23 protein-coding genes are annotated in these 26,634 nt (G+C 61.5%); 8 read left to right on the top strand and 15 right to left on the bottom strand.

Annotated elements, in window-relative coordinates; translation table 11 throughout:
* Positions 1 to 9 precede the first annotated feature (9 nt).
* From ACQY1P_RS16760 to puuD, 4 genes are all read right to left on the bottom strand, one after another.
* Positions 10 to 1,155, bottom strand: coding sequence for an alpha-hydroxy acid oxidase (locus tag ACQY1P_RS16760; protein WP_430254497.1), 1,146 nt, complete (start codon positions 1,153 to 1,155; stop codon positions 10 to 12).
* A 188-nt stretch (positions 1,156 to 1,343) separates the two neighbouring features.
* A complete protein-coding gene (locus ACQY1P_RS16755; protein ID WP_192086205.1) occupies positions 1,344 to 3,314 on the bottom strand; it encodes a methyl-accepting chemotaxis protein in 1,971 nt (656 codons plus the stop codon).
* Between the two features lie 315 nt (positions 3,315 to 3,629).
* Entirely contained in the window at positions 3,630 to 4,976 is a 1,347-nt protein-coding gene (gene guaD, locus ACQY1P_RS16750; RefSeq protein WP_430254495.1) for a guanine deaminase, read from the bottom strand.
* An 8-nt stretch (positions 4,977 to 4,984) separates the two neighbouring features.
* Positions 4,985 to 6,226 (bottom strand): urate hydroxylase PuuD, encoded by a 1,242-nt coding sequence (puuD, locus tag ACQY1P_RS16745; RefSeq protein ID WP_430254493.1) that lies wholly within the window; start codon positions 6,224 to 6,226, stop codon positions 4,985 to 4,987.
* A 183-nt stretch (positions 6,227 to 6,409) separates the two neighbouring features.
* On the opposite strand from puuD, the gene ACQY1P_RS16740 reads away from it, so the two are divergent.
* A complete protein-coding gene (locus tag ACQY1P_RS16740) occupies positions 6,410 to 6,838 on the top strand; it encodes a GFA family protein (RefSeq protein ID WP_430254491.1) in 429 nt (142 codons plus the stop codon).
* A gap of 5 nt (positions 6,839 to 6,843) precedes the next feature.
* Here ACQY1P_RS16740 and ACQY1P_RS16735 read toward each other — a convergent pair whose 3' ends face one another.
* Positions 6,844 to 7,797 carry a diguanylate cyclase gene (locus ACQY1P_RS16735; RefSeq protein WP_430254489.1) on the bottom strand — a complete coding sequence of 318 codons (954 nt, stop codon included), beginning with the start codon at positions 7,795 to 7,797 and terminating at the stop codon, positions 6,844 to 6,846.
* Positions 7,798 to 7,976: 179 nt separating this feature from the next.
* Between ACQY1P_RS16735 and ACQY1P_RS16730 the strand changes: the two genes are divergently transcribed.
* The 3 genes from ACQY1P_RS16730 (at position 7,977) to ACQY1P_RS16720 (ending at position 10,933) form a co-directional block, all read left to right on the top strand.
* Entirely contained in the window at positions 7,977 to 9,983 is a 2,007-nt protein-coding gene (locus tag ACQY1P_RS16730; protein WP_062582790.1) for a GAF domain-containing protein, read from the top strand.
* The gene (locus ACQY1P_RS16725; protein WP_192086208.1) at positions 9,984 to 10,367 is read left to right on the top strand and encodes a response regulator; all 384 of its coding nucleotides are present in this window, start codon (positions 9,984 to 9,986) and stop codon (positions 10,365 to 10,367) included.
* A 179-nt stretch (positions 10,368 to 10,546) separates the two neighbouring features.
* Positions 10,547 to 10,933 (top strand): hypothetical protein, encoded by a 387-nt coding sequence (locus tag ACQY1P_RS16720; RefSeq protein ID WP_244476132.1) that lies wholly within the window; start codon positions 10,547 to 10,549, stop codon positions 10,931 to 10,933.
* Positions 10,934 to 10,946: 13 nt separating this feature from the next.
* Here the strand turns inward: ACQY1P_RS16720 and ACQY1P_RS16715 are convergent, their stop codons facing one another.
* On the bottom strand, positions 10,947 to 11,843 hold the full coding sequence (locus tag ACQY1P_RS16715; protein ID WP_430254486.1) for a LysR substrate-binding domain-containing protein: 897 nt from the start codon (positions 11,841 to 11,843) through the stop codon (positions 10,947 to 10,949).
* Positions 11,844 to 12,004: 161 nt separating this feature from the next.
* Between ACQY1P_RS16715 and ACQY1P_RS16710 the strand changes: the two genes are divergently transcribed.
* On the top strand, positions 12,005 to 12,184 hold the full coding sequence (locus ACQY1P_RS16710) for a hypothetical protein (RefSeq protein ID WP_156461906.1): 180 nt from the start codon (positions 12,005 to 12,007) through the stop codon (positions 12,182 to 12,184).
* 8 nt (positions 12,185 to 12,192) lie between these two features.
* Here the strand turns inward: ACQY1P_RS16710 and xdhC are convergent, their stop codons facing one another.
* Genes xdhC through xdhA form a run of 3 tightly spaced genes read right to left on the bottom strand, consistent with a single transcriptional unit; the run spans position 12,193 to position 16,892 of the window.
* Complete coding sequence (gene xdhC / locus ACQY1P_RS16705; protein WP_062455513.1) at positions 12,193 to 13,047, bottom strand: xanthine dehydrogenase accessory protein XdhC; 855 nt, start codon at positions 13,045 to 13,047, stop codon at positions 12,193 to 12,195.
* 32 nt (positions 13,048 to 13,079) lie between these two features.
* Positions 13,080 to 15,419, bottom strand: a complete 2,340-nt coding sequence (xdhB, locus tag ACQY1P_RS16700; protein ID WP_430254484.1) for a xanthine dehydrogenase molybdopterin binding subunit — start codon at positions 15,417 to 15,419, stop codon at positions 13,080 to 13,082.
* On the bottom strand, positions 15,420 to 16,892 hold the full coding sequence (gene xdhA / locus ACQY1P_RS16695) for a xanthine dehydrogenase small subunit (RefSeq protein ID WP_430254483.1): 1,473 nt from the start codon (positions 16,890 to 16,892) through the stop codon (positions 15,420 to 15,422).
* Between xdhA and ACQY1P_RS16690 the strand changes: the two genes are divergently transcribed.
* Positions 16,870 to 17,106, top strand: coding sequence for a hypothetical protein (locus ACQY1P_RS16690; RefSeq protein WP_430254481.1), 237 nt, complete (start codon positions 16,870 to 16,872; stop codon positions 17,104 to 17,106). The genes xdhA and ACQY1P_RS16690 overlap by 23 nt on opposite strands.
* A 471-nt stretch (positions 17,107 to 17,577) precedes the next feature.
* On the opposite strand, the gene ACQY1P_RS16685 is transcribed toward ACQY1P_RS16690, so the two are convergent.
* Positions 17,578 to 18,354 carry a 3-hydroxybutyrate dehydrogenase gene (locus tag ACQY1P_RS16685; RefSeq protein WP_430254479.1) on the bottom strand — a complete coding sequence of 259 codons (777 nt, stop codon included), beginning with the start codon at positions 18,352 to 18,354 and terminating at the stop codon, positions 17,578 to 17,580.
* 156 nt (positions 18,355 to 18,510) lie between these two features.
* Positions 18,511 to 19,461 (bottom strand): GGDEF domain-containing protein, encoded by a 951-nt coding sequence (locus ACQY1P_RS16680; RefSeq protein ID WP_082472015.1) that lies wholly within the window; start codon positions 19,459 to 19,461, stop codon positions 18,511 to 18,513.
* Positions 19,462 to 19,709: 248 nt separating this feature from the next.
* On the opposite strand from ACQY1P_RS16680, the gene glpK reads away from it, so the two are divergent.
* Complete coding sequence (glpK, locus tag ACQY1P_RS16675; RefSeq protein WP_430254477.1) at positions 19,710 to 21,203, top strand: glycerol kinase GlpK; 1,494 nt, start codon at positions 19,710 to 19,712, stop codon at positions 21,201 to 21,203.
* An 81-nt stretch (positions 21,204 to 21,284) separates the two neighbouring features.
* Here glpK and ACQY1P_RS16670 read toward each other — a convergent pair whose 3' ends face one another.
* Positions 21,285 to 22,313: an acyltransferase family protein gene (locus ACQY1P_RS16670; protein WP_430254475.1), complete on the bottom strand. Its 1,029-nt coding sequence runs from the start codon at positions 22,311 to 22,313 to the stop codon at positions 21,285 to 21,287.
* A gap of 133 nt (positions 22,314 to 22,446) precedes the next feature.
* Entirely contained in the window at positions 22,447 to 23,568 is a 1,122-nt protein-coding gene (locus tag ACQY1P_RS16665) for a hypothetical protein (RefSeq protein ID WP_430254474.1), read from the bottom strand.
* 512 nt (positions 23,569 to 24,080) lie between these two features.
* On the opposite strand from ACQY1P_RS16665, the gene ACQY1P_RS16660 reads away from it, so the two are divergent.
* A complete protein-coding gene (locus ACQY1P_RS16660) occupies positions 24,081 to 25,415 on the top strand; it encodes a D-alanyl-D-alanine carboxypeptidase (protein WP_430254472.1) in 1,335 nt (444 codons plus the stop codon).
* A gap of 4 nt (positions 25,416 to 25,419) precedes the next feature.
* On the opposite strand, the gene ACQY1P_RS16655 is transcribed toward ACQY1P_RS16660, so the two are convergent.
* Together ACQY1P_RS16655 and ACQY1P_RS16650 are read right to left on the bottom strand one after the other, a co-directional pair.
* Positions 25,420 to 25,956, bottom strand: a complete 537-nt coding sequence (locus ACQY1P_RS16655) for an SH3 domain-containing protein (RefSeq protein ID WP_062455533.1) — start codon at positions 25,954 to 25,956, stop codon at positions 25,420 to 25,422.
* A 157-nt stretch (positions 25,957 to 26,113) separates the two neighbouring features.
* Positions 26,114 to 26,584: a GFA family protein gene (locus tag ACQY1P_RS16650; protein ID WP_430254469.1), complete on the bottom strand. Its 471-nt coding sequence runs from the start codon at positions 26,582 to 26,584 to the stop codon at positions 26,114 to 26,116.
* Positions 26,585 to 26,634 lie beyond the last annotated feature (50 nt).

The raw sequence follows: 26,634 nt of genomic DNA, 5'->3' as shown, positions 1-26,634 counted from the left end.
AAGAAGAAATCAGAGCCTCACGTCGGCAATGATGTCGCGGCCGCAGGTTTCGATATCGCGCTTTCCGCACAAGGCCATCGAGATGTCCATTTCCTTGCGGATGATGTCGAGCGCTGAAGTCACGCCCGGCTTTCCCATCGCGCCGAGGCCATAGAGGAAGGGGCGGCCGATATAGGTGCCCTTGGCCCCCAGCGCCACGGCTTTCAGCACATCCTGACCGGAGCGGATACCGCCGTCGAAATGCACCTCGATACGGTCACCGACGGCTTCGACGATCTTCGGCAGCATGCTGATCGAGGAGGGGGCGCCATCCAGCTGGCGGCCGCCGTGGTTGGAGACAATGATCGCATCGGCGCCGGTGTCGGCGGCGGCCCGCGCGTCTTCCTCGTCGAGAATGCCCTTGATGATCAGCTTGCCGCCCCACAGGTCCTTGATCCAGCGGATATCGTCCCAGGAGAGGCGCGGGTCGAACTGTTCCGCCGTCCAGGCACCAAGCGACGACAGGTCCGAAACGTTGCTCGCATGTCCGACGATATTGCCAAAACCGCGACGCTTGGTGCGCAGCATTTCCAGGCACCATTGCGGCCTGGTCGCCAGTTGCAGCGCGCTGTTGAGCGTCCACTTCGGCGGCGCCGACAGGCCGTTTCTGATGTCCTTGTGGCGCTGGCCGAGGATCTGCAGATCGGCGGTGACGACCAGCGCCGAGCAGCCGGCCTGCTTGGCGCGGCCGATCAGCCGTTCGATAAAGCCGCGGTCCTTGAGCACGTAGAGCTGGAACCAGAACGGCTTGGTGGTGACCGAGCGCACATCCTCGATCGAGCAGATGCTCATCGTCGACAGCGTGAAGGGAACGCCGAATTCTTCGGCCGCCTGCGCTGCCAGCATTTCGCCATCGGCGTGCTGCATGCCGGTCATTCCGGTCGGTGCGAGCGCCACGGGCATGGCCGCCGCCTGTCCCACCATCGTCGTCGCCAGCGATCGGTTGGTCATGTCGACCAGCACCCGCTGGCGCAGCTTGATCTTGGAAAAGTCATCCTCGTTGGCACGGTAGGTGCCTTCGGTCCAGGCGCCACTATCGGCATAATCGAAGAACATCTTGGGCACACGACGGCGAGCCATGGTCTTCAGATCGGCAATGGTCAGCGGCTTGGACATGCGCAAAACTTCCTCCTCGATGGTTGTCCGACAACTACCATATCCGGGCGACCTTGCCAGCGGAAACGTCGGTTTGGGGGAGCAGTTTTCTCAACCTCACCGCAGGTGCCGCGCCGCAACGGAAAACGGGCGGCCAAGGCCGCCCGTCGTAGTCTACTCAATCTGTGGCCGGGTTTTGTGGCTGAGCCTCAGAATTCTTCCCAGGACTGGGCCTGTGCCGCGGCCGATGACGAACCGCCGCCGAAGGCTGAAGCGATGCGGTTGCCGAGCGCTCGTGCCGGCGATGGTGTCTGGCGCGAGGCCGGCGATACGGCCATCGGAGCCGACGGAGCATGGCCGCGACGACCGTTCGATGCGGAGCGGTTTTCGCTCTGGCCGAGGTTGAAGCGCGACAGGAGGTCGTTCAGCGAGGCTGCTTCCTTGGCAAGCGAGTGGCTGGCCGCAGTCGATTCTTCCACCATGGCGGCGTTCTGCTGGGTGCCCTGGTCCATCGTGTTGACCGCCGTGTTGATCTCCTGCAGTCCGACCGCCTGTTCGCGCGCGGAGTCGACGATCGCGTTGACGTGGCGGTTGATCTCCTGAACTTCGGCGACGATGACTTCCAGCGCCTTGCCGGTCTCGCCGACGAGGTGGACGCCGGAGCGGACATGCTCGCTTGATGCGGTGATCAGTTCCTTGATCTCCTTGGCGGCCTTGGCAGACCGCTGTGCGAGTTCGCGGACTTCCTGTGCGACGACGGCGAAACCCTTGCCCGCTTCACCGGCACGCGCGGCTTCGACACCGGCGTTCAGGGCGAGAAGGTTGGTCTGGAAGGCGATTTCGTCGATGACGCCGATGATGCTGGAGATCTCGCCCGAGGACTTTTCGATCCCCTGCATGGCGGTGACCGCATCGCGCACGACTGCGCCGGAACGCTCGGCACCGGCACGGGCCTTGGTGACGAGGTTGCCGACTTCTTCGGCGCGCTTGCTGGAATCCTTCACCGTGGTGGTGATCTGCTCCAAGGCGGCTGCGGTTTCTTCGACCGATGCAGCCTGCTGTTCGGTGCGCTTGGACAAATCATCGGCGGCCGCACGGATCTCATTGGCGCCGCCGTCGATGCCGCGAGCGTTGTTGCCGACGGCCTGCAGGGTTTCCTGAAGGTTGGCAACCGAATCGTTGAAGTTGTTGCGCAGCGCATCAAGATGCGCGACGAACGGCGTGTCGAGGCGGTAGGCGACATCACCCTGCGCAAGCTTTGCCAGTCCGCCGGCAAGCTGGTCCACCGCGAACTGTGTGTCAGCTGCGTCCTTTGCCTTCTGCGCGTCGCGTTCGATGCGTTCGCGATCGGACAGGCTGCGGTTGGCATCGGCTTCGCGTTCGAGACGGATGCGCTCCAGCGCGTTGTCGCGGAACACGGCAACGGCTGCCGCCATGGCGCCAAGCTCGTCGCGGCGATCCTGACCTTCGATCGGTGCCTCTGTTTCACCCCGTGCCAACGACGCCATGCGTTCGCGCAGGTTGGCAATCGGCTTGGTGATGCCCTTGGCGGAGACGAGGAGCGCTCCGACGATACCGGCCGAAAACACGACTGCGAGAACAAGCAGTGCGTTGAAGATCGTCGAGTTCGTTTCGTCGGTGATCGCGTTGCTCTTGGTATTCACATCTGCGCTCAGCCGCTCGAGGAATGCCGCGAGGTCCTTCGCCAGCGGCAGAACCTGCTGATCGACCTTCACAAGAGCTGCCTTGGCGATTTCGTCCTGGTCGTTTTCACCGAGGGCAACAGCCTCGTCAGTCAGCGTAAGGACTGCCTTGACGCGGGTCACGAGCGGGTCGAGGTCTGCCGCTCTGGTTGGCACGAGTGTACGGATATGCTCGAGACGCACCATCAGGTTGGTTTTGCTTTCCTTGTAGAAAGCAGTGGCAGCCGTCATCCCCTCGCTGCCCCTGGGATAGGCAAGGGTCTGGTAGGCGGCATAGCCCGTCGCCGCAAGATTGCGGTTGGCGCGGGCCATTTCCACAGCCGCAACGGTGTCTGTCGAAATAAAATCGGAGTAGCTGGTATCGGCAGCCTTGTAGCGGCTTGCAACGAAGCTTGTAGCGCCCAGGCCAACGACGCAGAGCGGGATAAGGACAGACAGTATTTTGGTGCGAATACTCGCATTTTTCAAAAACGACATAGAACCCCTCGTGGAGTAGCGGAGAAGCCTCCATTCCATCAGCGTTGCTGGCGCCAGCCGGGATCGCTGGAGCGCATGCAAACTGATCGATTGGTCAGGCAAACTTGTGTGGCATGACAGCTGCGCTCTGCCTTCATGGCTGCCAGGGGATATTCTGTCGCAGACAGGCGTAATAAGTTATAGTTTAAATATAATTAAGCGCTGATATTACAGTGAAAATGCATCACGACTGGATTCTAGACTTGGTGTTTCGTTCGCCGGTTGCGCCCGGAGGGATGGGGTATCCTGTCCCGACAGCCCGGCTACTTCGAGACGTCAGGCCTCCACGGCGGCACCAGTCTGCATTTCATCGCCGCCCAGCCCCGTCTTCATCGCCTTGCCCGCAACATAGGTTTCCACCACCGCGCGGTCGTCGCCCATGGTCTGTAGCAGGAACAGCTCTTCGGGCAGGGTCTTCACCGTTTCCATCCGAAGCCGCATTGCGGGTGTCGATCCGGCGTCGAGGATGACGAGGTCGGCCATCGATCCGATGTCGAGCGTGCCGATGTCGGCCTCCATGCCCAGCGCCTCGGCATTGCCGCGGGTCATCAGGTAGTAGCTTTCGAGCGGATTAAGACGTTCGCCCAGCAGTTGCTGGATCTTGTAGGCCTCGTCCATGGTCTTCAGCATCGAATAGCTGGAACCGCCGCCGATATCGGTCGCGACGGAAACACGGACGGGCTTTTCGCGCCTCCTCAAGGCTTTCAGCGGAAACAGGCCGGAACCGAGGAACAGGTTGGAGGTCGGGCAATGCACGGCAATGCTGCCGGCTTCCGACAGCGCATCTGCCTCACGCTCGGAGAGATGGATGGCGTGGCCGAGCAGCGTCTTTTTCCCCAGAAGGCCGTAACGGGCATAGATATCGGTATAGTCCGTCGCTTCCGGATAGAGCTCGGCAGTATACTTGATTTCGTCGTGGTTTTCCGAGAGGTGCGTCTGGATGAACAGGTCGGGGAATTCCTGCGCCAAAGCCTCCGCCGCCTTCATCTGGCCCGGCGTCGAGGTGATCGCAAAGCGCGGCGTGATGGCGACGTGGTTGCGGCCCTTGCCATGCCATTCGGCAATCACGGCTCTGGTTTCGTCATAGCCCATCTCGGCCGTGTCGAGCAGGCCCTGCGGTGCATTGCGATCCATCATCACCTTGCCGCCGACCATGCACATGTTGCGCTTCATCGCCTCGGCGAAAAACGCGTCGGCGGAAGTCTTGTGGACCGAGCAATAGGCAACGGCCGTCGTCGTGCCGTGGCGCAGGAACTCGTCGTAGAAATGCGTGGCGATGCGCGTCGCGTGATCGCTCTCGACGAAGCGGCATTCCTCGGGGAATGTATAGGTATTGAGCCATTCCAGCAGATTTCCGGCATAGGACGCGATCACCTGCATCTGCGGAAAATGCACATGGGTATCGATCAGGCCCGGCAGAATGAGGTGCGGCCGGTGATCGATCTCTTCGACGTCGGCCGTCGCCTGCGCCTTGACCTGCGCGTAGTCGCCGGTTGCGGTGATCCGGCCGCCGGAGACCAGCAGGGCGCCGTCGTGCTCGTACAGATAGCTGTCGGTGTCGGTCATCGCGAGGGGGGCGCGCTTGAACGACAGGAGGCGGCCGCGGATCAGGGAATCGGTCATCTAAAACTCTATTTCGACGCTATTGCACTTTCATACCACGCAACGAGAAGACGGCGCTCCTCGGGGGTGATGGCGGACACGTTGCCTGGCGGCATGGCGTGGCTCCGGCCGGCCTGGATATAGATCTCGCGGGCGTGGGCAGCAATCTCCGCATCGGTTTCCAGCTTCACCGATTTTGGCGTGAAGGTGATGCCCTCCCAGACCGGCTCTGCTGCATGGCACATCGAACAGCGCCCCTGAACGACGTTGCGCGCCGCGACGAAATGCGTGTCGGATGCGAATGTCTGCTGGATCGGCGTCATGGCCGATGCGCTCGATATCTCGGTCTCGCCGGTCAGCACTTTCGGCACGGTCGAAAGCCACATGATGGCGATGAACAGGAGCACCGTCACTAGCCAGGTCCAGGTCGGCTTGCCCTTGCGCGCATGGGTGGTGTTGAACCAGTGCCGGATCGTCACGCCCATCAGGAAGATCAGCGCCGCGATCACCCAGTTGAAATGGGTGGCAAACGCCAGCGGATAATGGTTCGACAGCATGAAGAAGATGACGGGCAGGGTCAGGTAGTTGTTGTGCAGCGAACGCTGCTTGGCAATCGCGCCGTATTTCGGATCGGGCGTGCGCCCGGCGATCAGGTCGGCGACGACGATGCGCTGGTTGGGCATGATGATCATGAAGACGTTGGCAGACATGATCGTGGCGGTGAAGGCGCCGAGATGCAGGAAGGCCGCCCGGCCGGAAAAGATCTGCGTGTAGCCCCAGGCCATCGCGACCAGAACCACATAGAGAATGCCCATCAGCGCCCAGGTATTCTTGCCGACAGGCGATTTGCACAGCTGGTCATAGATGACCCAGCCGATACCGAGTGACGCCAGCGAAAGGCCGATCGCCTGCAGGGATGACAGGTCCATCACCGTGCGGTCGATCAGGAACAGGTCTGCGCCGCCATAATAGACAATACACAGCATCAGGAAGCCGGAGAGCCAGGTGGCGTAGCTTTCCCACTTGAACCAGGTCAGGTGTTCCGGCATCTGCGCCGGCGCCACCAGATATTTCTGGATGTGATAGAAGCCGCCGCCATGCACCTGCCATTCCTCGCCATAGGCACCGACGGGAAGATGCGCCCGCTTCACCAGCCCGAGATCAAGCGCAATGAAGTAGAAGGACGAGCCGATCCAGGCGATCGCAGTGATGACGTGAAACCAGCGCGCTGCAAAGCTCAGCCATTCCCAGGCGATCGCGTATTCGTACATTCCGTGTGTTCCCGATTCAGTTCCCCTGCAGCGCACTTTGGGCAAAAAAGGATCGCGAGGGAAGAGGGGCGGACGCCGCCGTCATTCCGATACAGATCATATGGCAATGAGGGTAGCGGGCGAGGTTGCCGTGCCCGTCCATCCGGACTAGCTTTCGGGCGTATCAGGATCGAGGAGCTACCCATGGGCGAAACCGCAGAACCCCATCATGCCTCGTGCCACTGCGGTGCGGTGCGCTTGCGGGTCAAGTTGTCGGATGGGTTCAACACGATCCGGCGCTGTGACTGCTCGTTTTGCCGCATGCGGGGAGCCGTCGTTGCCTCCGCGCTGCTGAGCGATCTCACCATCCTTGAAGGCGAGGACAGCCTGACGCTCTATCAGTTCAATACGGGGACTGCGAAACACTATTTCTGCAAGACCTGCGGCATCTATACCCATCACCAGCGGCGCTCAAATCCGGAGCAGTTCGGCATCAATGTCGCCTGCATCGAAGGTGTCAGTCCGTTCGATTTCCCCGAAGTGACGGTCATGGACGGCGTCCGTCATCCGGCCGATACGGGTGCCGATCCAAATTCGGGGATTGCAGGTGTCCTCAGATACTCGACATCCTGAGGCTGTCAGACAGCGGCAGTAACCCGTCCCAGGCGTGTTTCCGGATCAAGGCAGACCTGGTTGCGGCCCCGCATCTTGGCGGCGTAGAGCGCCAAGTCGGCGCGCCGGTAGAGGTCGGCGGCGCTATCGCCGCTGTCGCCGGACGCGATGCCTGCAGAAAACGTGTAGCGGAAGCTCTGCTGTTCCGCGACGGGCCGCGAGTGACGCACCGCATCCAGCATCTTGCCGACGATCGTCAGCGCGTTTTCCGGTGATGCATTGGGCAGGATCAGCACGAATTCCTCGCCGCCGACACGGCCGAGTACGTCGGTCTTTCGCACATGGCTGTGCAGGGTCTTGGCAAAGTCCTTCAGCACCGCATCGCCGACCGAATGGCCGAAACGGTCGTTGATATACTTGAAATTGTCGATGTCGAGCACGGCCAGGCATCCGGCCGGCTGCGACGGCGCGCCACCTTGCGAGCGCAACAGATCGTCGATCTTTGCCATCGCAAACCGCCGGCTTGGAATGCCGGTCAGTTCGTCGATCTGGGAGACCCTGATCGCGTCGTCGCGGTCCTGCCGGAGCGTTCTTTCGTCAGGGCGCATCGAGGTGATGTCACTTGCAACGCACAGCATCCAGCCGTTCGGCTGCATGGTTTCCGTCATCCAGAGCCAGCGGCCGTCGTGAAGGTCGGTTTCGTAGGCGCGAAAGCCGGTCTTGCCGCGCCGCGAAAGGGTGGAGCGCAGCCATGTCTCGAAATCCGTCGCCTTGATGACCGTGCCGCGTGCTGACAGGAAATTGCGGCGCATCATCTCCGACCAGAGCGGATTTTCGCTCTCGTCGAGGCACCAGGCGTCCCGGAACGCACGATTGGCGAAACGTAGCCTGTCGTCCTGATCGAACACCGCGATCAGGACGCCTGCAACTTCCATCAGCCCGGCCATCTGCCGCAGCGTCGCGTCGTCGTTCAAGGCCATGATGTCCCAGAATGTGAGTCTCTGTCTGCGTATTTCTTAGCTGTTACTTATGAATGATCGGTTAGGCAATTTGTTTCAACCCGCGGTATACGCGGTTGAGCAGCAGCAGTGACCGTGCAGTGGTGACAAATCATTTTTGCGCCCTATCTTAGCGTCAATTGCAATTTTCAGAGTTTCCCTTGCTCATCGCCGATCTCGACGAACACGCCGCCCTTCTCGATCGTCTCGAGGCCCTCGAAGCCTACGACATCATGGATTCTCCGTCTGAACCGGAGTTCGACGGGATCGTCCAGATCGCCACCGCGCTTTGCAAGGCGCCGGTGGCGCTTATCAGTCTTGTCGATGCGGAACGCCAGTGGTTCAAGGCGCGTGTCGGGTTCAGCCCGTCTGAAACGCCGCTCTCCCAGTCGGTCTGCCGCCATGCGCTCGCCAGTTCCGATCTTCTGATCATTCCCGATCTCAAGGACGATCCGCGCACGCGCGACAACACGCTGGTGACCGGCGAGCCATTCATCCGCTTTTACGCGGGCGCACCGCTGATCACGCCCGACAATATCACCATCGGCAGCCTCTGCGTCATCGACAGTGTGCCGCGGCCGCACGGTCTCGACAACGAACAACGCGAAGGACTGCGCGCGCTTGCAGGCCAGGTGATTGCGCTGTTTGAAGCGCGCCGGCTGTCGCAGCGCAAGGACGATCTGTTTCGCCGGCAGAAGAGCCTGACATCGCATATGCGGGCCGCTGCAAACGAGACGCTGGCGGCCCAGGAGGCTGGCGGCGTCGGCACGTTCGAAGTGGATATCGAGACCGGTCAGGCCAAGACGTCGCCGGCCTTTTGCCGCATCTTCCATCTGCCCGTCGCACCAATCTATCCGTCCTCCCTGTTTGAGGGAATGGTCGTGGAGAGCGACCGGGGCTTGCAGTCGAGCGACCTCGGCCGTCGGGAGGCCACGGATTCGCTCGACGTCGAGTATCGCATCAACACGGATGTCGGAATCCGCTGGATTTCGCGCACCGCCAGTTTCGTTCACGACGAGAGCGGACGGCCGATCAAGATGATCGGTGCGGTGAAGGACGTCACAGTCATCAAGCGGGCGGCCGCCCGCGTCCAGGCTCTGCTCGATCTCGGCGACCGTCTCAATCATCTGACCGACACAGAGTCCATGGCGATGGCGGCGGCCGACCTGATGGCCAAGGCATTGGATGCCACCCGCGCCGGTTTCGGCATCGTCAACCTTGCTGACGAGACGGTGCTGATGCAGCCGGAATGGACGGCGCCCGGTGTCGTGTCTCTTTCCGGCCGGCATCACTTCCGCGATTACGGCTCGTTCATCAACGATCTGAGGCTTGGCAACCCCGTCGTCATCCCCGATGTCACGCAGGACCCGAGAACCCGCGACAATGCGCAGGCACTGCTGGATCTCGATATCCGCGTCCTCGTCAATGTGCCGATCATGGATCAGGGGCGTTTCAATCTGGTCGTGTTCGCCCATCACACGCATCCCTATGCGTGGAGCACCGAAGAACTGGCCTTCCTGCGCAGCTTTGGCGATCGCATCCAGGCCGCGATTGCCCGCGTGCATGCCGAGGCCGAACAGATGGTCCTGCAGCGTGAGCTCGGGCACCGTCTGAAAAACACGCTTGCCATGGTGCAGGCCATCGCCTCCCAGACCCTGCGTCCGGTTAAGGAACGCAACCACGTGGATGCTTTCGAGCGTCGCCTGCATGCGCTGAGCACCGCGCACGAAATCCTTCTCGAGCGCAACTGGAGTAGTGCCCCCGTTTCCAACGTCGTTGAAAAGACGCTTGACCGTCTTTCCGTGCGCGAGCGGATCGACATTGTCGGCGACCCGATCATGCTTGGACCCAAGGGTACGCTGTCGCTGTCGCTCGTGCTGCACGAGCTCGCCACCAACGCGATCAAGTATGGCAGTCTCTCTAACACGACAGGCCGCGTTGCCATTAACTGGCACGTGGAAGGCGAGGGCGATCTTTCGTCGTTCAACTTCAGCTGGCAGGAAAGCGGCGGGCCCCAGGTTGCCGAACCGCAGGCCAATGGGTTTGGATCGAAACTTATTCGTATGGGACTGGCCGGAACAGGCGGCGTTAACGTTCGTTATGAACCATCGGGCTTCGTCGCCCAGATGCACGCGTCTCTCCCTCAGCTCCAGCAGGCAGATATCTGAATGGGATCACTTACCCCGCCTTCAAGGCACGTCGTACTCGTAGTTGAGGACGAACCGCTGCTCTTGATGATGGCGACGGACCTCGTAGAAGAAGCCGGTTTCGAAGCCGTCGAGGCTCGAAGTGCCGATCAGGCAGTCGAAATTCTCCAGGACCGTAAGGATATCCGCATCGTCTTTACCGACATCGATATGCCGGGCAGCATGAACGGAATGCGGCTGGCCGCCATGGTGCGCGACCGCTGGCCGCCGATCGAGATCATCATCGTGTCTGGCCATGTGAAGCTCGGCAAGGACGATATGCCGGCCCGCAGCGTGTTCTACAGCAAGCCCTACGATGCCGCCAAGATCGCCGCCCAGCTGCACCGGATGGTCTCGCACCTCTGAATACCTGCCTGAGTGTCGTTTCCTTAAGAAAAATCTAATACGTAAGTTGTGCGCCGCACTATTTTGTTTAGCGGCACCAGCCGACTCGCGTATTGTAAGCTTTGCAAGTCCTCCGGCGGTGCCGGGTATTGCGTTGAGCACGTCGCCGGAGATGACATTCATCAACGGAGAACAGGCTTATGCGTAGCGACATGACGCCGAGCAGGCGGTGCCTTCCAACGGGCGCGGTGATTGCGTTTGTATCCGGTGTATCCACGTTCGGCATTCCCATCCCACAGGGGCGGGCGCACGAGGCCGTGAGCGGCTTCAAATACGAGTCCTACTGCTGCAACGGTAACAATCATACCGGCGACTGCCAGAGGATCCCGACCAGGAATGTCAGGATCACAAGCGGCGGTTACGAAATCATCGTGAAGCCCGGTGACCACCGTCTGGTCACCCGCACCCATGATTTCCAGCTGCCGCAAAGCGAGGCCCGTCGCAGCACCGATTCCGAATATCACATCTGTCTCTATCCGACGGAAGACACGTTGCGTTGTTTCTACGCACCCGACATGGGCTTTTGAACGACCAGCATGATCAGTCTCGGAAACTCGGCATCATGAGGCGCATGAAATCACGGAAGGCGCGGATCTTCTTCGAATGCCGCCGCGTCTCCTGATAGGCGAACCAATAGTCGTTGCCGTCCGAGGCCCTGAGTTCGAACGGCTGGATCAGTCGTCCGAGCGCGACGTCGTCGGCGTAGAACTCGGGCTTCAGGATCGCCACGCCCTGGCCGGCGATCGCGGCCGCCGCCTCGAAAGCCTGTGCCCCGAAACGGCTGTTCGGTCGTCCCCCGAGATCCGCATCGGGAATACCGGCCGCGGCAAGCCACAGCCGCCACCAGACATCGCCCGCGTCGATGATCCGCAGCTTCAGGATGTCGGCCGGCTCGCGAACGCCGCCGATCGTTTCGGCCAGCACCGGGCTCAGCATCGGCGTAAAATCGCTCTTCATCAGGAAATGCGAGGTCAGTCCCGGCCAGTGGCCGGTGCCGCTGCGGATCGCCACGTCGGCTTCGGTCCGAGTGAAGTCCACCACGGTCTGCGAGGTTTCGAGCCGCACCGCGATGTCGGGATTCTGCATCTGGAATGTGCCGAGATGAGGGGCGAGCCACCGGTATGCGAATGTCGCGGTCGTATGGATGACCAGCGTGCTCTCGAACAGTTCCTTCGTTCCCGCCACAGCCTCGTCCATGATGCCGAACGCTTCCGATATTTTTGGTGCCAGCCGTTCGCCAGCGGTCGTCAGCAACACCTGTCGCGGCCGGCGCAGGAACAGCTGGTCGCCGAGCGTCTCCTCGAGAAGCTTGATCTGATAGCTCACGGCCGTCTGCGTCATGCCCAGCTCTTCGCCGGCCCTGGTGAAACTTAGGTGCCGCGCTGCCGCTTCGAAGACGCGAAGGGCGTTCAGCGGAAAGTTCGTCGACATTTTCATGGATAAGCCCTCTTCATCCATTCAGACGGATGTTCCATTGGAAACGGAGCATTTTTGCGCGCATCTTCCAAGCACAAACATCAAATCAATGATGACTCAACAAGGGAGAAGCGGCCATGTTCAGTGGTTTGCGCGCTGCATTTCTGCGCCTGAAAACAAGCGTGGTTTTTTTGACATCGATGATCTCGGGCTCCCGCCAGCGGTGCGACGTGGAGAATGTCAGCGAGGACGAACTGCGGGCCTTCGGTCTGCTCGACGAGAGGATCTCGCCCAGCACCGTCAAGCGTCGCTTCCGTTCCGAGGCGTGGGCCGAGGTGGATCGCTACCAGCGCTTTCCGTGAGCCGCGTGTCAGACCGAAGAACGCGCCGAGACACTTTCGACCGGATGCCGGGCCGGGACGCGGTGCAACAGTTCGGCGGCGACCAGCGCTGCGATCACCGCCGGGCGCTTGTCCTTGACGCTGCCGTCAGCCAAGACATTGCCGACCGGTAGCGTCAGCCGGGCCATCATTGCCGCACTCGCGTCACGATCCTCCGTCTGCCGCTGCAGCCAGTTCGAAAATGTCGCTCGCTTGGTGGCAGAGCCGATCATGCCGACATAGGCGAGGTCTCCCCGCAAAAGCGCCCGTTCGGCGATGAGGAAGTCCAGCGCATGGTCGTGGGTGAGGATGACAGCCGCGCCACCCGGCGCAATCTCCGCCACATGCGCTTCCGGCATGGCAATCAGCCTTGCGGACACTTCTAGCGGCAGTCCCTCCAGCGCCTCGGCGCGTGTCTCGATGACCGTGACGGCAAAGGGCAGGGGCACGAGGGCGCGTGCCAGCGCCAGACCCACATGGCCGCAGCCGAACAGGTAGATTTCGGGGCGCGTGTCCTCTTCGAAGCGGATACGGGTTTGCAGATCTACGGCGACGCCAGACGTCACGACGGTAAACACGAGTTTCGTTCGCCCGCCGCAGCACTGGCCGATCTCGGGTCCCAGCGGAATATCCATCACCACCGCCCCTGAGCCTGCAAGGATAGAGCGGGCATTGTCGATCGCCATATATTCGAACTGGCCGCCGCCGATCGTGCCCCAGATCGCAGTGCTGCTGACCAGCATGAACGCACCTCGCTCACGCGGCGTCGAGCCCTTCGCCTCAGTGATCTCGACGAGGACCGATGCGGGGTTGGCGGCGAGAAACGCGGCAAGCGGCAGGGTCATGGTTGGGGCTCATGCGGCTGCAGCATCGCGCTTTACCCCAAAGCCTTCATCCGCTCGACCGCCATCAGCACCCTTTCCGGCGTTGCGGGCGCATCGAGCCTCGGGCAGGCGGCGTAATCGGCAACGCTTGCCACCGCCATCGAGATCGCTTCGAGAACCGAGATCGCCAGCATGAAGGGCGGTTCGCCCACGGCTTTCGAGCGGCCGACGGTCGGTTCAGCATTTTCAGACCATTCCGCCAGCTGCACGTTGAAAATCTTCGGCCGGTCGGAGGCGAGCGGGATCTTGTAGGTGGAGGGCGCGTGCGTTCTGAGGCGCCCCTTGGCGTCCCACCACAGTTCTTCGGTAGTCAGCCACCCCATGCCCTGCACGAAGGCGCCTTCGATCTGGCCGATATCGATCGCCGGATTGAGCGATTTGCCGACATCATGGAGAATGTCGGTGCGATCCATCATGTATTCGCCGGTCAGCGTGTCGATCGAGACTTCCGACACGCAGGCGCCATAGGCGAAATAGTAGAACGGATGGCCTTTTCCGGCTGCCCGGTCCCAATGGATCTTCGGTGTCTTGTAGAAACCTGCGGCGGAAAGCTGCACACGGTCGTAATAGGCGGCCTTCACGAATGTATCGAAGGGCACGGTGTCGCCGCCGATGCGGATGCGGTTGGGCAGGAATTCGACTTCCGACTTGTCCACCTTCCATTGCCGGCAGGCGAAATCCACCAGCCGCTCCTTGATCTGCCGGCAGGCATCGTAGGCGGCCATGCCGTTGAGATCGGAGCCGGAAGAGGCAGCCGTCGCGGATGTGTTCGGCACCTTGCCGGTGGTGGTCGCCGTGATCTTCACCCGGTCGATATCCACCTGGAAGGCGTCGGCCACGACCTGCGCCACCTTGGTATAGAGACCTTGGCCCATCTCGGTGCCGCCGTGGTTCAGGTGGATCGAACCGTCGTTATAGACATGCACCAGCGCGCCCGCCTGATTGTAGGCGGTGAGCGTGAACGAGATGCCGAACTTGACCGGCGTCAGCGCGATGCCTTTGCGGATGACGGGGCTTTGCGCATTGAATTCGAGGATCGCCTGCCGCCGCGCCTGATAGTCGCTCGACTGTTCTAGTTCGTCGACGATGCGGGCGATGACGCAGTCCTCGACCTCCTGATGATAGGGCGTCGTGGTGCGGCCGGAGCCGGGCTTTCCGTAGAAGTTGAGTTTGCGCACCTCGAGCGGGTCTTTGCCGACCGCATAGGCGATTTCCTCGATCATCCGCTCGGCGCCGAGCATGCCCTGCGGCCCGCCGAACCCACGAAAGGCGGTGTTGGACACCGTGTGGGTCTTCAACGGCTGCGACGTCAGGTGCACATGCGGGTAGAAATAGCTCGAATCCGCATGAAACAGCGCCCGGTCGGTGACGGGACCAGAGAGATCGGCGGAAAAGCCGCAGCGCGCCGCATAGGTCGCATCGACCGCATGGATGCGACCCTCTTCGTCGAAGGCGATATCGTAATCGACGCGGAAATCGTGGCGCTTCCCGGTCATCGACATGTCTTCATCGCGGTCCGGCCGGAATTTGACCGCCTGGTTGAGCTTCTTTGCCGCGACGGCCGCAAGGGCCGCGAACTGGTTGCCCTGGGTCTCCTTGCCGCCGAAACCGCCGCCCATGCGCCGCGTGCGGACTTCGATTGCGTGGTTCGGCACGCCCAGCACATGCGCCACCATATGTTGCACCTCGCTCGGATGCTGGGTGGAGGACCAGACGATCACGTCGTCGTCCTCGCCCGGAATGGCGAAGGCGATGTGGCTTTCGAGGTAGAAATGCTCCTGGCCGCCGATCTCCATCGAGGCCTGAACCCGAAGCGGCGGCTTGCCGATCTCGGCCTCCGGCTCGCCGCGTTTCAGCGTCATCGGCTCGGTCACGAACGGCGCGCCGTTGTCACGGGCCCCTGCGATGTCGCTCCAGTGGGGAAGGTCGCTATACTCGATCTTTGCCAGACGTGCTGCCCGGCGGGCCTGGCCGCGCGTTTCCGCAAACACCGCAAAGATCGGCTGGCCGTGGAACTGCACGAGATCGGTCGCCAGCAGCGGCTCGTCATGGCGTCCGGTCGAGCCGACGTCGTTGGCGCCCGGAATATCGTCTGCCGTCATCACCCAGACGACGCCGGGGGCCGCTTTGACAGCGTCGAGGTCGATCGAGACGATCTGGGCATGGGCGCGATCGGCAAGGCCCAGCCCGCCATGCAGCGTGCCTGCGGGTTCTGGGATGTCGTCGATATATTCGGCCTGTCCGGTCACATGCTTGTGCGCCGAATCATGCTTCAGCGACACATGCATCGGGCCGTCGATCACGGGCTTCATCGGAAAGCTTGTATTGTCCATTTATGCTTCCTCCAGCTCGAACCGGTGCAGCTCGCTCGGTGCTCCCGCGGTCTCAAGGAAGAACCGCGTCAGCAGGTTCTTGGCCGTCAGGCTTCGGTATTCAGCGGTCGCGCGCCAGTCCGTCAGCGGCTGGAAATCCGCGTCGAACGCGTCGCGGACGGCGGAGACCACGCCCCAGCTCCAGGGCTGTCCGGTCAGCATATCCTCCACATGGGTCGCCCGTTTCGGGATCGCCGCCATGCCGCCGAAGGCGATGCGGATCTCCTCGACCAGCCCTTCGGCGTCGAGCATCAGGTAAAACGCGCCGCAGAGCGCCGAAATATCCTCGTCGCGGCGCTTGGAAATCTTGTAGACGGCGAAATGGCTGTCTTCTGCCGGGCGCGGCACGGAGACCTTCTCGACGAACTCGCCCGGCAGCCGATCCTGCTTGCCATAGGCAATGAAGTAATTCTCGAGCGGCATCGTGCGGCGACCGGAATGGGAACGCAGCGTCAGTTCGGCACCCAGTGCGATCAGGGGCGGCGGTGTGTCGCCAATCGGCGATCCGTTGGCGATATTGCCGCCGATCGTGCCCATGTTGCGCACCTGGCTGCCGCCGATCCGGTCGATCAGCCGGCCGAAAGCGGGAACCACCGCATCCATCACGCCTTGCGCATCCGCATAACTGACGCCGGCGCCGATGGAGACGCCTCCATCCTCGATGGTAATCGCCTTGAGTTCGCTGAGGTGGTTGATGAAGATGACAGGATCGAGCAACCGAAGCTGCTTCGTCACCCACAGTCCGACGTCGGTGGCACCGGCCACGACGGTTGCATCAGGGTTTTCGGAAAAGACTTGGGCAAAGGCCTCGACCGAGGCCGGAACGATGGAGCGGGCGCCGTCTTTCTCCACGACGATCGTGTCGGTCGCCGACTGCATGGAGAAAAGCTTGCCCATGATTTCGGTGCGGTCGCGTTCCAGCGGATCGAAGAGCGCGCTCGGGCGGCTTTCCGCCACCTGTTCGGCCGCCTTCACGATCGGCTCGTAACCGGTGCAGCGACAGAGATTGCCCTGCAAGGCGCTTTCGATGTCCTGGCGCGACGGCTGTTCGTTGGAAAGCCAGAGCCCATAAAGCGACATCACGAAGCCCGGCGTGCAGAAGCCGCATTGCGAGCCGTGACAATCGACCATCGCCTGCTGCACCGGATGCAGCTTGCCATCCTTTGCGGCCAGATGTTCGACCGTGACGATATGGGTTCCGTGCAGCGATCCGAGCAGGCGGATACAGGCATTGACGCTTTCATAGATCAGGCCGCGTTCGCTCAGCCTCCCCACCAGCACCGTGCAGGCACCACAATCGCCCTCGGCACACCCTTCCTTCGTCCCCGTCAGCCGCCGCTTCAGGCGTAGATAATCGAGAAGCGTTTCCGTGGGGCCGAAATCTCCAAGGCTCAACTCTTCCGTGTTGAGAATGAAGCGGATCGCTGAACTCATCTGTCTCCTTCGTCCGCCGTTCCCGGCTTCTGCTGTCAATTTCATTGGCGCGGATGCCGAGGCATCCGCTCAAAGTCTCTGCCGCGACGCGACGCCCGACGTCTCCGCCGCGACACCCGCGCAACTCTCCTCATTCCTGTGCTCGTCACAGGAATCCAGCAGCGTCGCGTCCGCGACGCTGGAGGGCTTTTCCCACGCGAAAGACTTCGCGTGACTGGATTCCTGTGACAAGCACAGAAATGAGGGTAGCGGGGGTGGGCGCCGTCACCCACATCGCTTGCTTCGCGCAAGTCTACTGCGCAGTGCGGTCGCCGTCGATGGAGATATTTTTGGCTGGGACGCGGAAGTGGGCGTTTCCGGCGAAGCAGTTGTCCGACGTCTTCGTCGCAGCGATCGCCCAACGTCTCGCCGCGACCCCCGCCCAACGTCTCCGTCGCGGCGACCACCCAACGTCTCCGGCGCGGCATCCACCCGGACGTCTCCGCCGCGGCAACCACCCAACCTCTCCTCATTCCTGTGCTTGTCACAGGAATCCAGCAGCGTCGCGTCCGCGACGCGGAAGAGTCTTTCACGCGAAAGACTTCGCGTGACTGGATCCCTGTGACAAGCACAGGGATGAGGGAAACGGGGGTGCCAGGAATGCGCTACGGGCGAGACCTTCCCCATCGTCTTTCACGCCCAACCCTCACTGCGCCGTCCAGCCGCCATCGATCGAGAGATGCGTCCCCGTGATGCTTCGTGCCGCATCGCTCGCGAGGTACAGCGCCGCGGCGGCCACGTCCTCGACCGCGACGAATTCCTTCGTGGCCTGTAGCCGCAGCAGCACTTCGTCTCGCACCTGCGCTTCGCTGATGCCCTTTTCGCGGGCCTGGGCGGGGATCTGTTTTTCGACCAGAGGCGTCAGCACGAAGCCGGGGCAGATGGCATTGACGGTGATGCCGGATTGCGCAACCTCGAGCGCGACGCTTTTGGTGAGGCCCATGATGCCGTGCTTGGCGGCCACATAGGCGGATTTGAACGGCGAGGCGACGAGGCCGTGGGCGGAGGCGACGTTGATGATGCGGCCCTTGCCCTGCGCTTTCATCAGCGGGATCGTGTGGCGCATCGTGTGGAAGGCGGACGACAGGAGGATGGCGATCAGCTGGTCCCATTTTTCCGGCGGAAAATCCTCGATCTTTGCCACATGCTGGATGCCGGCATTGTTGACGAGGACGTCGACCGTTCCGAATGTCTTCGCCGTGCTCTGGATCAGATCCTCGATCTCGCCGGGCCTGGTCATGTCGGCCGGGTGGTAGAGGACGGTTGCGGCACCCGCCTCGTCGAGCATCCGGCAGGCGGCCTCGATTGCGTCCTTTTCTCCAAAGCCGTTGATCACGACCGTATCGCCCGCGGCTGCAAAACCCTTTGCGATGCCGAGACCGATGCCGGACGTTGAGCCGGTGACGACGACGGTTCTTGCCATTTTTATAAAACCCTCCCTAGGCCAAAGCGCCCGCGCTTGAGCGGTGCCTCGACCGGAAAGGTACGCTTAAACCTTGCGCCCTGGCAATTGCCAAGGAGTGCCGAAAGAAGGGGAGCGAGCAAGGGCCAGGCGCCAGCCTTGCCCTTGCAGCAAGCTTCAGTTTGCCGGCTTGCCCGCACCGGTTGCGGCATGGGTCGCCTGCGCATGAGACGGGGATCGCGCCGGGTTGCCGGCCGTGTTTCTGGCGGCCTGACGCACGCGGTTGCGCCCGCCTTGCTTGGCGTCGTAGAGCAGCGTATCGGCCACCCGCAGCATCTGTGCGAAGCTCTCGCCGGCCTCCCCCTGGTAGACTCCGAAGCTTGCGGTGAGACGTCCTTGCGCGAGCGGCGTGACGGTGGTCTTTGCGAGTGCTGCGCGCAACCGCTCGGCGATATCGGCGGCCTCCGTCTCGGTTGTCTTCGGCAAGACGATGCAGAATTCCTCGCCGCCGATCCGCGCCGCGAGATCGTAGGGGCGGACATAATTGGTGGCAATTTCGCCGGCTGCCACCAGAACCTGGTCGCCGACATCGTGTCCGTGACTGTCGTTGATGGTTTTGAACTTGTCGAGATCGAACAGGATGACCGAGATCGGTTCCGCCTGGCGCTCGGCGCGTGCCAGTTCCTGCGCAACGCGTTCGCTCAGCCAGCGGCGGTTGCCAAGCCCGGTCAAAGGGTCGGTCATCGCCTGGTGGCGCAGCTTCTGCATCAGCGTTTCGACTTCGGCGACCATCGAGGTCACAGCCGTCGCGAGCACGCCGATCTCATCATCGGCTTTGGAAAACATCCGCACCGGCTGGCCTTCGTCGCGATACGTTTTGACCGCGCGCGTCAGGCTGCGGAGCGGCCGCAGCAGCAGCCAAAGGCCCGAAAGGCAGGCCACGGTGCCGATCAGCGTGGCGCCGAGCAGCAACAGAAGAAGCGTGAGCGGCTGGGTTTCGAAACCGATCGCGAGATAGGCGATCACGGCGATCAAGGGCACGTGGATGGACAAAAAGCAGATCATGAAGATCTTGGCCGTCAGTGATTTCCTGAAAGGCTGCAGCGCCATCGGGGGGGTCGGATTCATCCCGGCTCCTTTTGAAGATACAAGTCCCCCTGCGGGGTCCAAAGACCGCATAAAGCTATGGGTGCGTCCAAAAGAGGGCGCTCGCTCAAAAAGGCAAATGCGAAATTTAGCAGTTTCGCCGCTGATCCTGTGGATAACGGTGCGGCACCCGCTCGATTCCAGCCTCCATGGCGGGGAGTTGCGGTTTGACGGCGACGGCGGCATCTGCTCAAACCGTGATCAACGCGCAAATGGTGAGGGAGGGCAGCATGGCGGGTTACATCCTGGCGATCGATCAGGGAACCACGTCGACACGGTCAATCGTGTTTGACGAAACAATGCAGATCGCCGGTGTCGGCCAGACCGAGTTTCCGCAGATCTTTCCGAAATCGGGCTGGGTGGAGCACGATCCGGAAGCGATCTGGGAGAGCGTTCTCCTGACCGTCAAACAGGCGCTGAAGGCCGCAGGCCTTGAGGCATCGCAGATCGCCGCAATCGGCATCACCAACCAGCGCGAGACCGTCGTCGTGTGGGACCGCGAGACCGGCAAGCCGATCCACAACGCCATCGTCTGGCAGGATCGCCGCACCGCATCCTATTGCGAAAAGCTCAAACGCGAGGGTCTCGAAAAGACCTTCTCGAAGCGCACCGGCCTGCTGCTCGACCCGTATTTCTCCGGCACCAAGCTTTCCTGGCTGCTGTCCAATGTGAAGGGGGCGAGGGCGCGCGCCGCAAAGGGCGAACTCTGCTTCGGCACGATCGATACGTTTCTGATCTGGCGGCTGACGGGGGGAAAAAGTTTCGTCACCGACGCCACCAATGCCTCGCGCACGTTGATCTACAATATCGCCGACAATGCCTGGGACCAGTCGCTGCTTGATATCCTCAAGATCCCGGCTGCCATGCTGCCCGAGGTGAAGGACTGCGCCGACGATTTCGGCGTGACGGAAAAATCCCTGTTCGGCGCCGAGATCCCGATCCTGGGCGTTGCCGGCGATCAGCAGGCGGCAACGATCGGTCAGGCCTGTTTCGAACCGGGCATGATGAAATCCACCTATGGCACCGGTTGTTTCGCCGTTCTCAACACGGGACGCGACATGGTGCCTTCGAAAAACCGGCTGCTCACCACCATCGCCTACCGGCTGGACGGCGAGACGACCTATGCGCTGGAAGGCTCGATCTTTATCGCGGGCGCTGCCGTGCAATGGCTGCGCGACGGAATCGGCGTCATCGACAAGGCGTCAAAATCGGGAGATCTCGCCGCAAAGGCGGATCCGCAGCAGGACGTCTATCTGGTGCCCGCCTTTACCGGCATGGGCGCGCCGCATTGGGATGCGGAGGCGCGCGGCGCCATGTTCGGCCTGACGCGCGCGACAGGACCGGCGGAAATTGCCCGCGCCGCACTCGAAGCCGTCTGCTACCAGACCCGCGACCTCCTGGATGCCATGTGCCGCGACTGGAAGACCCGCAGCGGCGACACGGTGCTGAGGGTCGATGGCGGCATGGTTGCCTCCGACTGGACGATGCAGCGCCTCTCCGACCTCCTCGACGCACCGGTCGACCGCCCAAAGATCCTCGAAACCACCGCACTCGGCGCCGCCTGGCTTGCCGGCTCCAAAGCCGGCGTCTGGCCCGACCGCAAGGCTTTTGCCAAAAGCTGGGCGCGAGAACGCCGGTTTGAGCCAGAGATGGACCCGAAGACACGGGTTGCCAAGATCAAGGGCTGGAAGGACGCGGTGAGGCGGACGTTGACGAAGGGGTGAGGGGGGATTGCGGCCTCAGTTGAGCGATCACGGCCCCGTTTGCTTTCTTCGCTCGGTCCGACACGACGCGCAACCGGCAGCTCAGACAGGTGCCGTGCGCATCTCGCTGCGCGTCATCCGCCTGTCCCACCATTGGTTCAGATAGCGGCGGGATGGACCCTCTATGAACAAGTAGCTTAGGACGCCGCACACGATCGCGCCTGTCATTCCAGCTACCCCTCCAATCTTGCTTTCGACGGAGTAAAACGGCTGCTGCCACAGATAGATCGAGTAAGATAGCATTCCAAACGTCGTCAGGATCTTGGAGGAAAGCCAACCCTTGATAGTCTCGAACGTCGCTGCAAGAGAGTTGAGCGATACGGCAAGCAGCAACGTTCCTATACTGTACTTCACCCAGATCGGGAAAATATCCAAATTGCAGGCGAGGGCCATCACGAACGCCGCTGGGCTAATGAGCTTTGCGAAGTCAGATGACTGGCTTGATCGATTAGCGAGAAGTAGGAAAAGTGCGAATGACAGGAAGATGGATGCTGATCTGACATCGGTCCGCCAGTACATCTGGTGTTCTCCAATATTGAACGCGAGCTGCTGGATGATGCCCGATATCATCGCAGTCATCCCCACCAGCCCCACTGTGACGAGAACCAGGTTCTGACGCCGCCGGAGCATCCATGTCGTTACCGCAAGAAATATATAGCAGTGTTCCTCGACGCTCAGTGACCAGATATGATCAAGCGCCGAGCGTGCGTAACCCGCGACGTATGCATAGTTGTAGATAAGTATGATGGACGCGACGTAGTCGATGGGCTCGACAAACGCATCGTAATTGTAGCCGGAGAGTATTGCGACCGAAGACACCATAAAGAGTGTCGACGCCAGAAATAATAGCGCGGGGAAAATCCGCGAAAATCTTCGGAAAAAGAAGGTGTCGAGTTTCACCCTCTTCAGGATCAGGATCTCAGCCATCAAGCGACCACTCAAAACAAAGAAGAGCTCGACACCAAATGGGCCCAGGTTGATGCCTGGCACGTGAGCAAAATGGCCGACCAAAACAGCGACGATCGCCAATCCGCGCCAACCATCCAGATAAAGAATATGAGTGCTTTTCATGTGCCCCCGCACAAATGTTCCGCAGAAATGCGTCTGCAGCGAATGTCTAAATCCTAGGAATGTCAAATACAGTACGTAAGGATTCGGTTTTCTTAGCGTTTAAAATCTAGTCGAACTAAGTTGTATTGGATTTTTAGAGTATAACGGGCGGCAGGACGCGGCGTGAGCCAGATTCAGTTGAACTCGTCACGTGAGGCTCGACGGCGTAGCGAGATTGGCTGAATGGAGTCTGCTGGTTCCTCATCAGTCGTGCTCTCGATTTGGACCGGAGTGCGCCGACCGATGCGGCTCCGAGCATGATTCCCAAAAGTGCGGACGTCTTGATCGAGAGAAACGCGCCGCCGAACAGCGCCGTCGTGGTGATGTAGATCGATGCCATCAGTGGCAGGATCGGCGGCGTCAGGCGGGTCGAACTCAGGACGCCTGAGAAAAGGTAGAGGCAGAGCAACATGCCTGGCAGTGTGGCAGCGTAGACGAGATAGAGGATGCCGCTGTCGCCGAACCGGCTCACGTTCAAGGCGCCCGAGAACAACTCGAAGATGTTGGTACTGGTGACGACATCGAATGTGATGGCGATGCGTCGAGGGGTTTCGGACTCGGCAAGCCGGCCATCACTCATCATGTAGAAGAAAAATGCCGCGACCAGCACGATGGCCGGACCCCAAGCCGACCATGCCATTCTGATATGCGACTGGAGACATGACAGACCGAAAAAGAGGATGATCATGGCGGACGGCACACGCGAGTCGGCCAGCAGTGCCAGGACCAGGCAGGCGGCAAATGCGCCCGCGCGTTGCCAGGGGTAGTGCCGGAACCAGACGGCGAAGAACATGCAGGCGACGACTGCGAAATATCCGAGCGACAGAGGTTCCAGAAACGGTCCACCGATCCGGTGATCGGTCAGGAAGCCGAAGAAACTTCCGCCGCCGCGGTTGGCGCCGAGATAAAGCCCCATCTCGTCCGAGCCGCTGGCGAGCTGGTCTGAGACCCAGACGCGGGTGTTGCGGAAGAACGAGAGGGGATTGAACAGCGTGGTATAGAGGCCGACCAGGAACGCATCCAGAAAGCAGATGACACCGACCGCAGCGATGATCAGCTTGAAGGCTTTGAACGGAAATTGCCTGATGACACTTCCGAAGATGATGAAGATCGGGATGACCATCAGGTCGTAGTAATGTTTGGAATTGAGCTCGTTCCAGATCGACGCCAAGAGTGCAAAAACACCAAGGCAGGCGCAGGCGATCCAGAAGCTCAACGGAAGCTGCGGCCGCCGCAGGACAGCAACAGCAATTGCTGCTGCAGTAATGGCTAATTGAGCGACGGACGCGATAGTTGAATTGACCGGAAACAGAAGGCTGTTGGAGAAAGCAAGGGCCGTATTCAAGAGCGTTGCGGCAAACAAGACTATGCTTGCCGGCCTGTCGACGTCGTTGTTTTTTCTGTAGGTCTGCAATGGCTGCCCCAATCCCGTCAACCGCCCCCGGTTTGTGGAACTGTTCTTAGCAGATCGATGTATTCATCGACAATCGGTCAGGATTTATTTCTCACGCTGTCGTCTGCCCGCAGTTTAAGCAGTATCTTTCGGACGGTTTGCTTATTTATCATCTTGGCACGACGATCCGGTCCGATTGGATCAGCGCAGGCCGCGGTCGCCGTCCGACCGGTGTCCCATAAAAAGACACATCATACCGGGTAAAATTCGGCGGTGCCATTTTCATGCCGGTATCGCTCGCCTATGGTCGCACCGCAAATTCGAGAAGGTGAAGAATGGTTCGGCTGCTGCGTGTTCTGTCGTTTTTTCTGGTGTCATGCTTGGCGGTCGCTGCCGGCCGGACCGATGCGCAGGCAGGTTACGCGCATTTCATCTATGATGTGAGCGCGGGCAAGATTCTTGCGTCCGAAAATGGCGACGTGCTCAACCACCCCGCGTCGCTTACCAAGATGATGACGCTTTATCTCACCTTCGAGGCGATCAAGAGCGGCCGGATGACCTGGGACGAGCAGATCGTCATGACGCCGAACGCGGCGTCGAAGATCCCGTTCAAGCTGGGGCTGAAGCCCGGCGAGACGCTGTCCGTGCGCGAGGCTGTGCTTGCCACCGGCATCCGATCCGCCAACGACTCGGCGGCGGCGCTCGGCGATCGCCTTGGCGGTTCGGAAGAACGGTTCGCGACGATGATGACGGCAAAAGCGCGGGCGCTCGGCATGTCGAAGACCGTGTTCCGCAATGCGTCGGGCCTGCCGGATCCGGCCCAGATCACCACCGCCCGCGACATGGCGATCCTGGCTTTGTCGCTGATCCGCGACTATCCGAGCGAGTACCAGCTGTTTTCGATGCGGTCGTTCGTGTTCCGCGGCCGGACCATCCGCGGCCACAACAATCTCATGTACCGCTATCCCGGCATGGACGGGATCAAGACCGGTTTCGTCAACGCCTCCGGCTACAATCTGGCAAGCGCCGTTGTCGTCAACGGCAAGCGCTATATCGGCGTGGTGATGGGCGGCAAGTCCGCCCGCAAGCGCGATGACCAGATGGCGGCGCTGCTCGATCAGTATACCAACCCGATGCGGCCGGCAGGCGGTGCGCTTGTGGCGACGGCGGAGCCGCAAAAGCGTCCCGGCGTCCAGCCTGGGGGCCAGGCGGGAGCTCCGGCGGCGGGCCAGGTCCTCTCCTACGCCGAACAGCCGCGCCGTCAGATTTCTCCCGGCATGGCATCGTCGAGCCAGAGGACTGTCGCTGCCAGTGCCGGCGGCAGAACCCAGTCGCGCACCGGTATCGAACCGCCGGTTCCCTTGCCTTCCGCGCGGGTCGCCGATGCGTCGAGCGCTGCGTCGCAGGTGGATGCCGCGTCGAACGCCGCAGGCTGGAGCATCCAGGTTGCCGCCGCCGGCAGCCGCAGGGCAGCCACCGCGATGCTGGAGCGGGCGCTGCCGGTTCTCGCAGGCGGGTTCGGCCCTGCGGCACCAAGCGTCGAGGGTTACAAGGACGGCGCCCGCGAGTATTTTCGCGCACGGTTTGTCGGATTTGCCAGCCGTGAGGTTGCCGCCAGCGCCTGCGCCTCGCTGCAGGCGAAGTCGATGACCTGTTTCGTGGTGCGCTGAGGCCTTACTCGATCGTTTCGCCGGGATAGACGCCCCACAGGTCCGCCTGTCTGACGAAGCCGGCAAGCCGCCGGTTCTGCAATTGCGCGCGGCACCAGCGGCCGTCGCACCTGACGATATCGAGTTTCACCTCCGCTTGCAGCTGCGCCACCGGCCGCCCGTCGGATGCGGGCGCGATGCGCAACGGCACCGTCTCCTTGATCCAGGGGCCGACCACGGCGGTGCGGTTGCCGGAGAGAAGCGCTGCAAACATCCAGCCGCTCGCGCCCTGCTGGTCGCGCACGCGCCGCCAGTTTCCGTATTCCTCGATGATCTCAAGCGGCAGGCCGCGGGCGGAATAGACATAGGATGTCGGGTGATCCAGCGAGGGCCCGACCCGCATATGCGCCGTTCGTGATTTCAGCGACACAAAGCGGGGGATCGGAAACCCGGTCGAGCGGCCTTTCTTCCAGCCGTCGTTGAACGCGGCTTGCGCCTGCGGCACGCTGCCCCCTGTTTCGACCGGTGCCAGGATGGCGATCAGGACCAGGAGAGCGGGCAAGGCTCTTCTGGCGCGCGTTCCGATTTTTCCGTTTGTTTTCATCAACCCGCCATCGTTGCTGCAGCCAGCTAGGGCCGGCTGCGGCATTCAAGTCGGTCGTGGTTAGCAGGGCGTTAATCAACGCCACCAACGGAAACACGATGCACTCACGATGGGGTTATCGGTCGTCGCTCCCGGCCTGCGCCCGGTAGTCCCTGACGAGCCCTTCGTAAGCGTCCATCGGTGGAAATTCCGCAAAACTGTGGGTGGCGCCCGTGTTTGCCCAGGGGAATTTCGTGGAGGTGAAGGTTTCGATGAAGGGCGCAAACCAGCTGGCATCGTCAAGCATCGTCGGCCGGATGTTGACGAACCCGTCCATCCCTGTCGCCTTCGTATAGAGCCAGCTCTTGCAGCTCGGGCAGTGGTAGTGATTGACGTCGTCGCCATGCATGCCGCCGATGACAGGCTTTCCCGCTGTGACCTCGAAACCATCGGCAGGAATGGCGGCCGAGCAGGAGAAGGCGCTGGCGCTCATCTTCCGGCACCCCTTGCAGTGGCAGGCCATCGTGACCAGCGGCGCTGCACTGATCCGGAAGCGGATTTCGCCGCAGCGGCAGGACCCATCGATCGGCAGTTTCGGGATCGGCATGGTGATCTCCTCAGGTGATCCCGAGGAGATAGCGGATCATGCTGGCAATG

The organism is Neorhizobium sp. DAR64872/K0K18, assembly GCF_050500175.1.
Classification (GTDB): domain Bacteria; phylum Pseudomonadota; class Alphaproteobacteria; order Rhizobiales; family Rhizobiaceae; genus Neorhizobium; species Neorhizobium soli.
The sequence above is the reverse complement of the archived record's forward strand: the minus strand, read 5'-3'. Positions and strand labels throughout refer to the sequence as shown.

Bases quoted from the DNA above. Each gene is read 5' to 3' on its own strand.
- xdhA (WP_430254483.1), bottom strand. From the start codon at position 16,892: ATGAGTTCAGCGATCCGCTTCATTCTCAACACGGAAGAGTTGAGCCTT.
- ACQY1P_RS16680 (WP_082472015.1), bottom strand. From the start codon at position 19,461: ATGAATCCGACCCCCCCGATGGCGCTGCAGCCTTTCAGGAAATCACTG.
- ACQY1P_RS16740 (WP_430254491.1), top strand. From the start codon at position 6,410: ATGGGCGAAACCGCAGAACCCCATCATGCCTCGTGCCACTGCGGTGCG.
- ACQY1P_RS16755 (WP_192086205.1), bottom strand. From the start codon at position 3,314: ATGTCGTTTTTGAAAAATGCGAGTATTCGCACCAAAATACTGTCTGTC.
- ACQY1P_RS16720 (WP_244476132.1), top strand. From the start codon at position 10,547: ATGCGTAGCGACATGACGCCGAGCAGGCGGTGCCTTCCAACGGGCGCG.
- xdhC (WP_062455513.1), bottom strand. From the start codon at position 13,047: ATGACCCTGCCGCTTGCCGCGTTTCTCGCCGCCAACCCCGCATCGGTC.
- ACQY1P_RS16685 (WP_430254479.1), bottom strand. From the start codon at position 18,354: ATGGCAAGAACCGTCGTCGTCACCGGCTCAACGTCCGGCATCGGTCTC.
- ACQY1P_RS16650 (WP_430254469.1), bottom strand. From the start codon at position 26,584: ATGCCGATCCCGAAACTGCCGATCGATGGGTCCTGCCGCTGCGGCGAA.
- ACQY1P_RS16725 (WP_192086208.1), top strand. From the start codon at position 9,984: ATGGGATCACTTACCCCGCCTTCAAGGCACGTCGTACTCGTAGTTGAG.
- ACQY1P_RS16670 (WP_430254475.1), bottom strand. From the start codon at position 22,313: ATGAAAAGCACTCATATTCTTTATCTGGATGGTTGGCGCGGATTGGCG.
- ACQY1P_RS16715 (WP_430254486.1), bottom strand. From the start codon at position 11,843: ATGAAAATGTCGACGAACTTTCCGCTGAACGCCCTTCGCGTCTTCGAA.
- ACQY1P_RS16760 (WP_430254497.1), bottom strand. From the start codon at position 1,155: ATGTCCAAGCCGCTGACCATTGCCGATCTGAAGACCATGGCTCGCCGT.
- glpK (WP_430254477.1), top strand. From the start codon at position 19,710: ATGGCGGGTTACATCCTGGCGATCGATCAGGGAACCACGTCGACACGG.
- guaD (WP_430254495.1), bottom strand. From the start codon at position 4,976: ATGACCGATTCCCTGATCCGCGGCCGCCTCCTGTCGTTCAAGCGCGCC.
- ACQY1P_RS16690 (WP_430254481.1), top strand. From the start codon at position 16,870: ATGAAGCGGATCGCTGAACTCATCTGTCTCCTTCGTCCGCCGTTCCCG.
- puuD (WP_430254493.1), bottom strand. From the start codon at position 6,226: ATGTACGAATACGCGATCGCCTGGGAATGGCTGAGCTTTGCAGCGCGC.
- xdhB (WP_430254484.1), bottom strand. From the start codon at position 15,419: ATGGACAATACAAGCTTTCCGATGAAGCCCGTGATCGACGGCCCGATG.
- ACQY1P_RS16660 (WP_430254472.1), top strand. From the start codon at position 24,081: ATGGTTCGGCTGCTGCGTGTTCTGTCGTTTTTTCTGGTGTCATGCTTG.
- ACQY1P_RS16735 (WP_430254489.1), bottom strand. From the start codon at position 7,797: ATGGCCTTGAACGACGACGCGACGCTGCGGCAGATGGCCGGGCTGATG.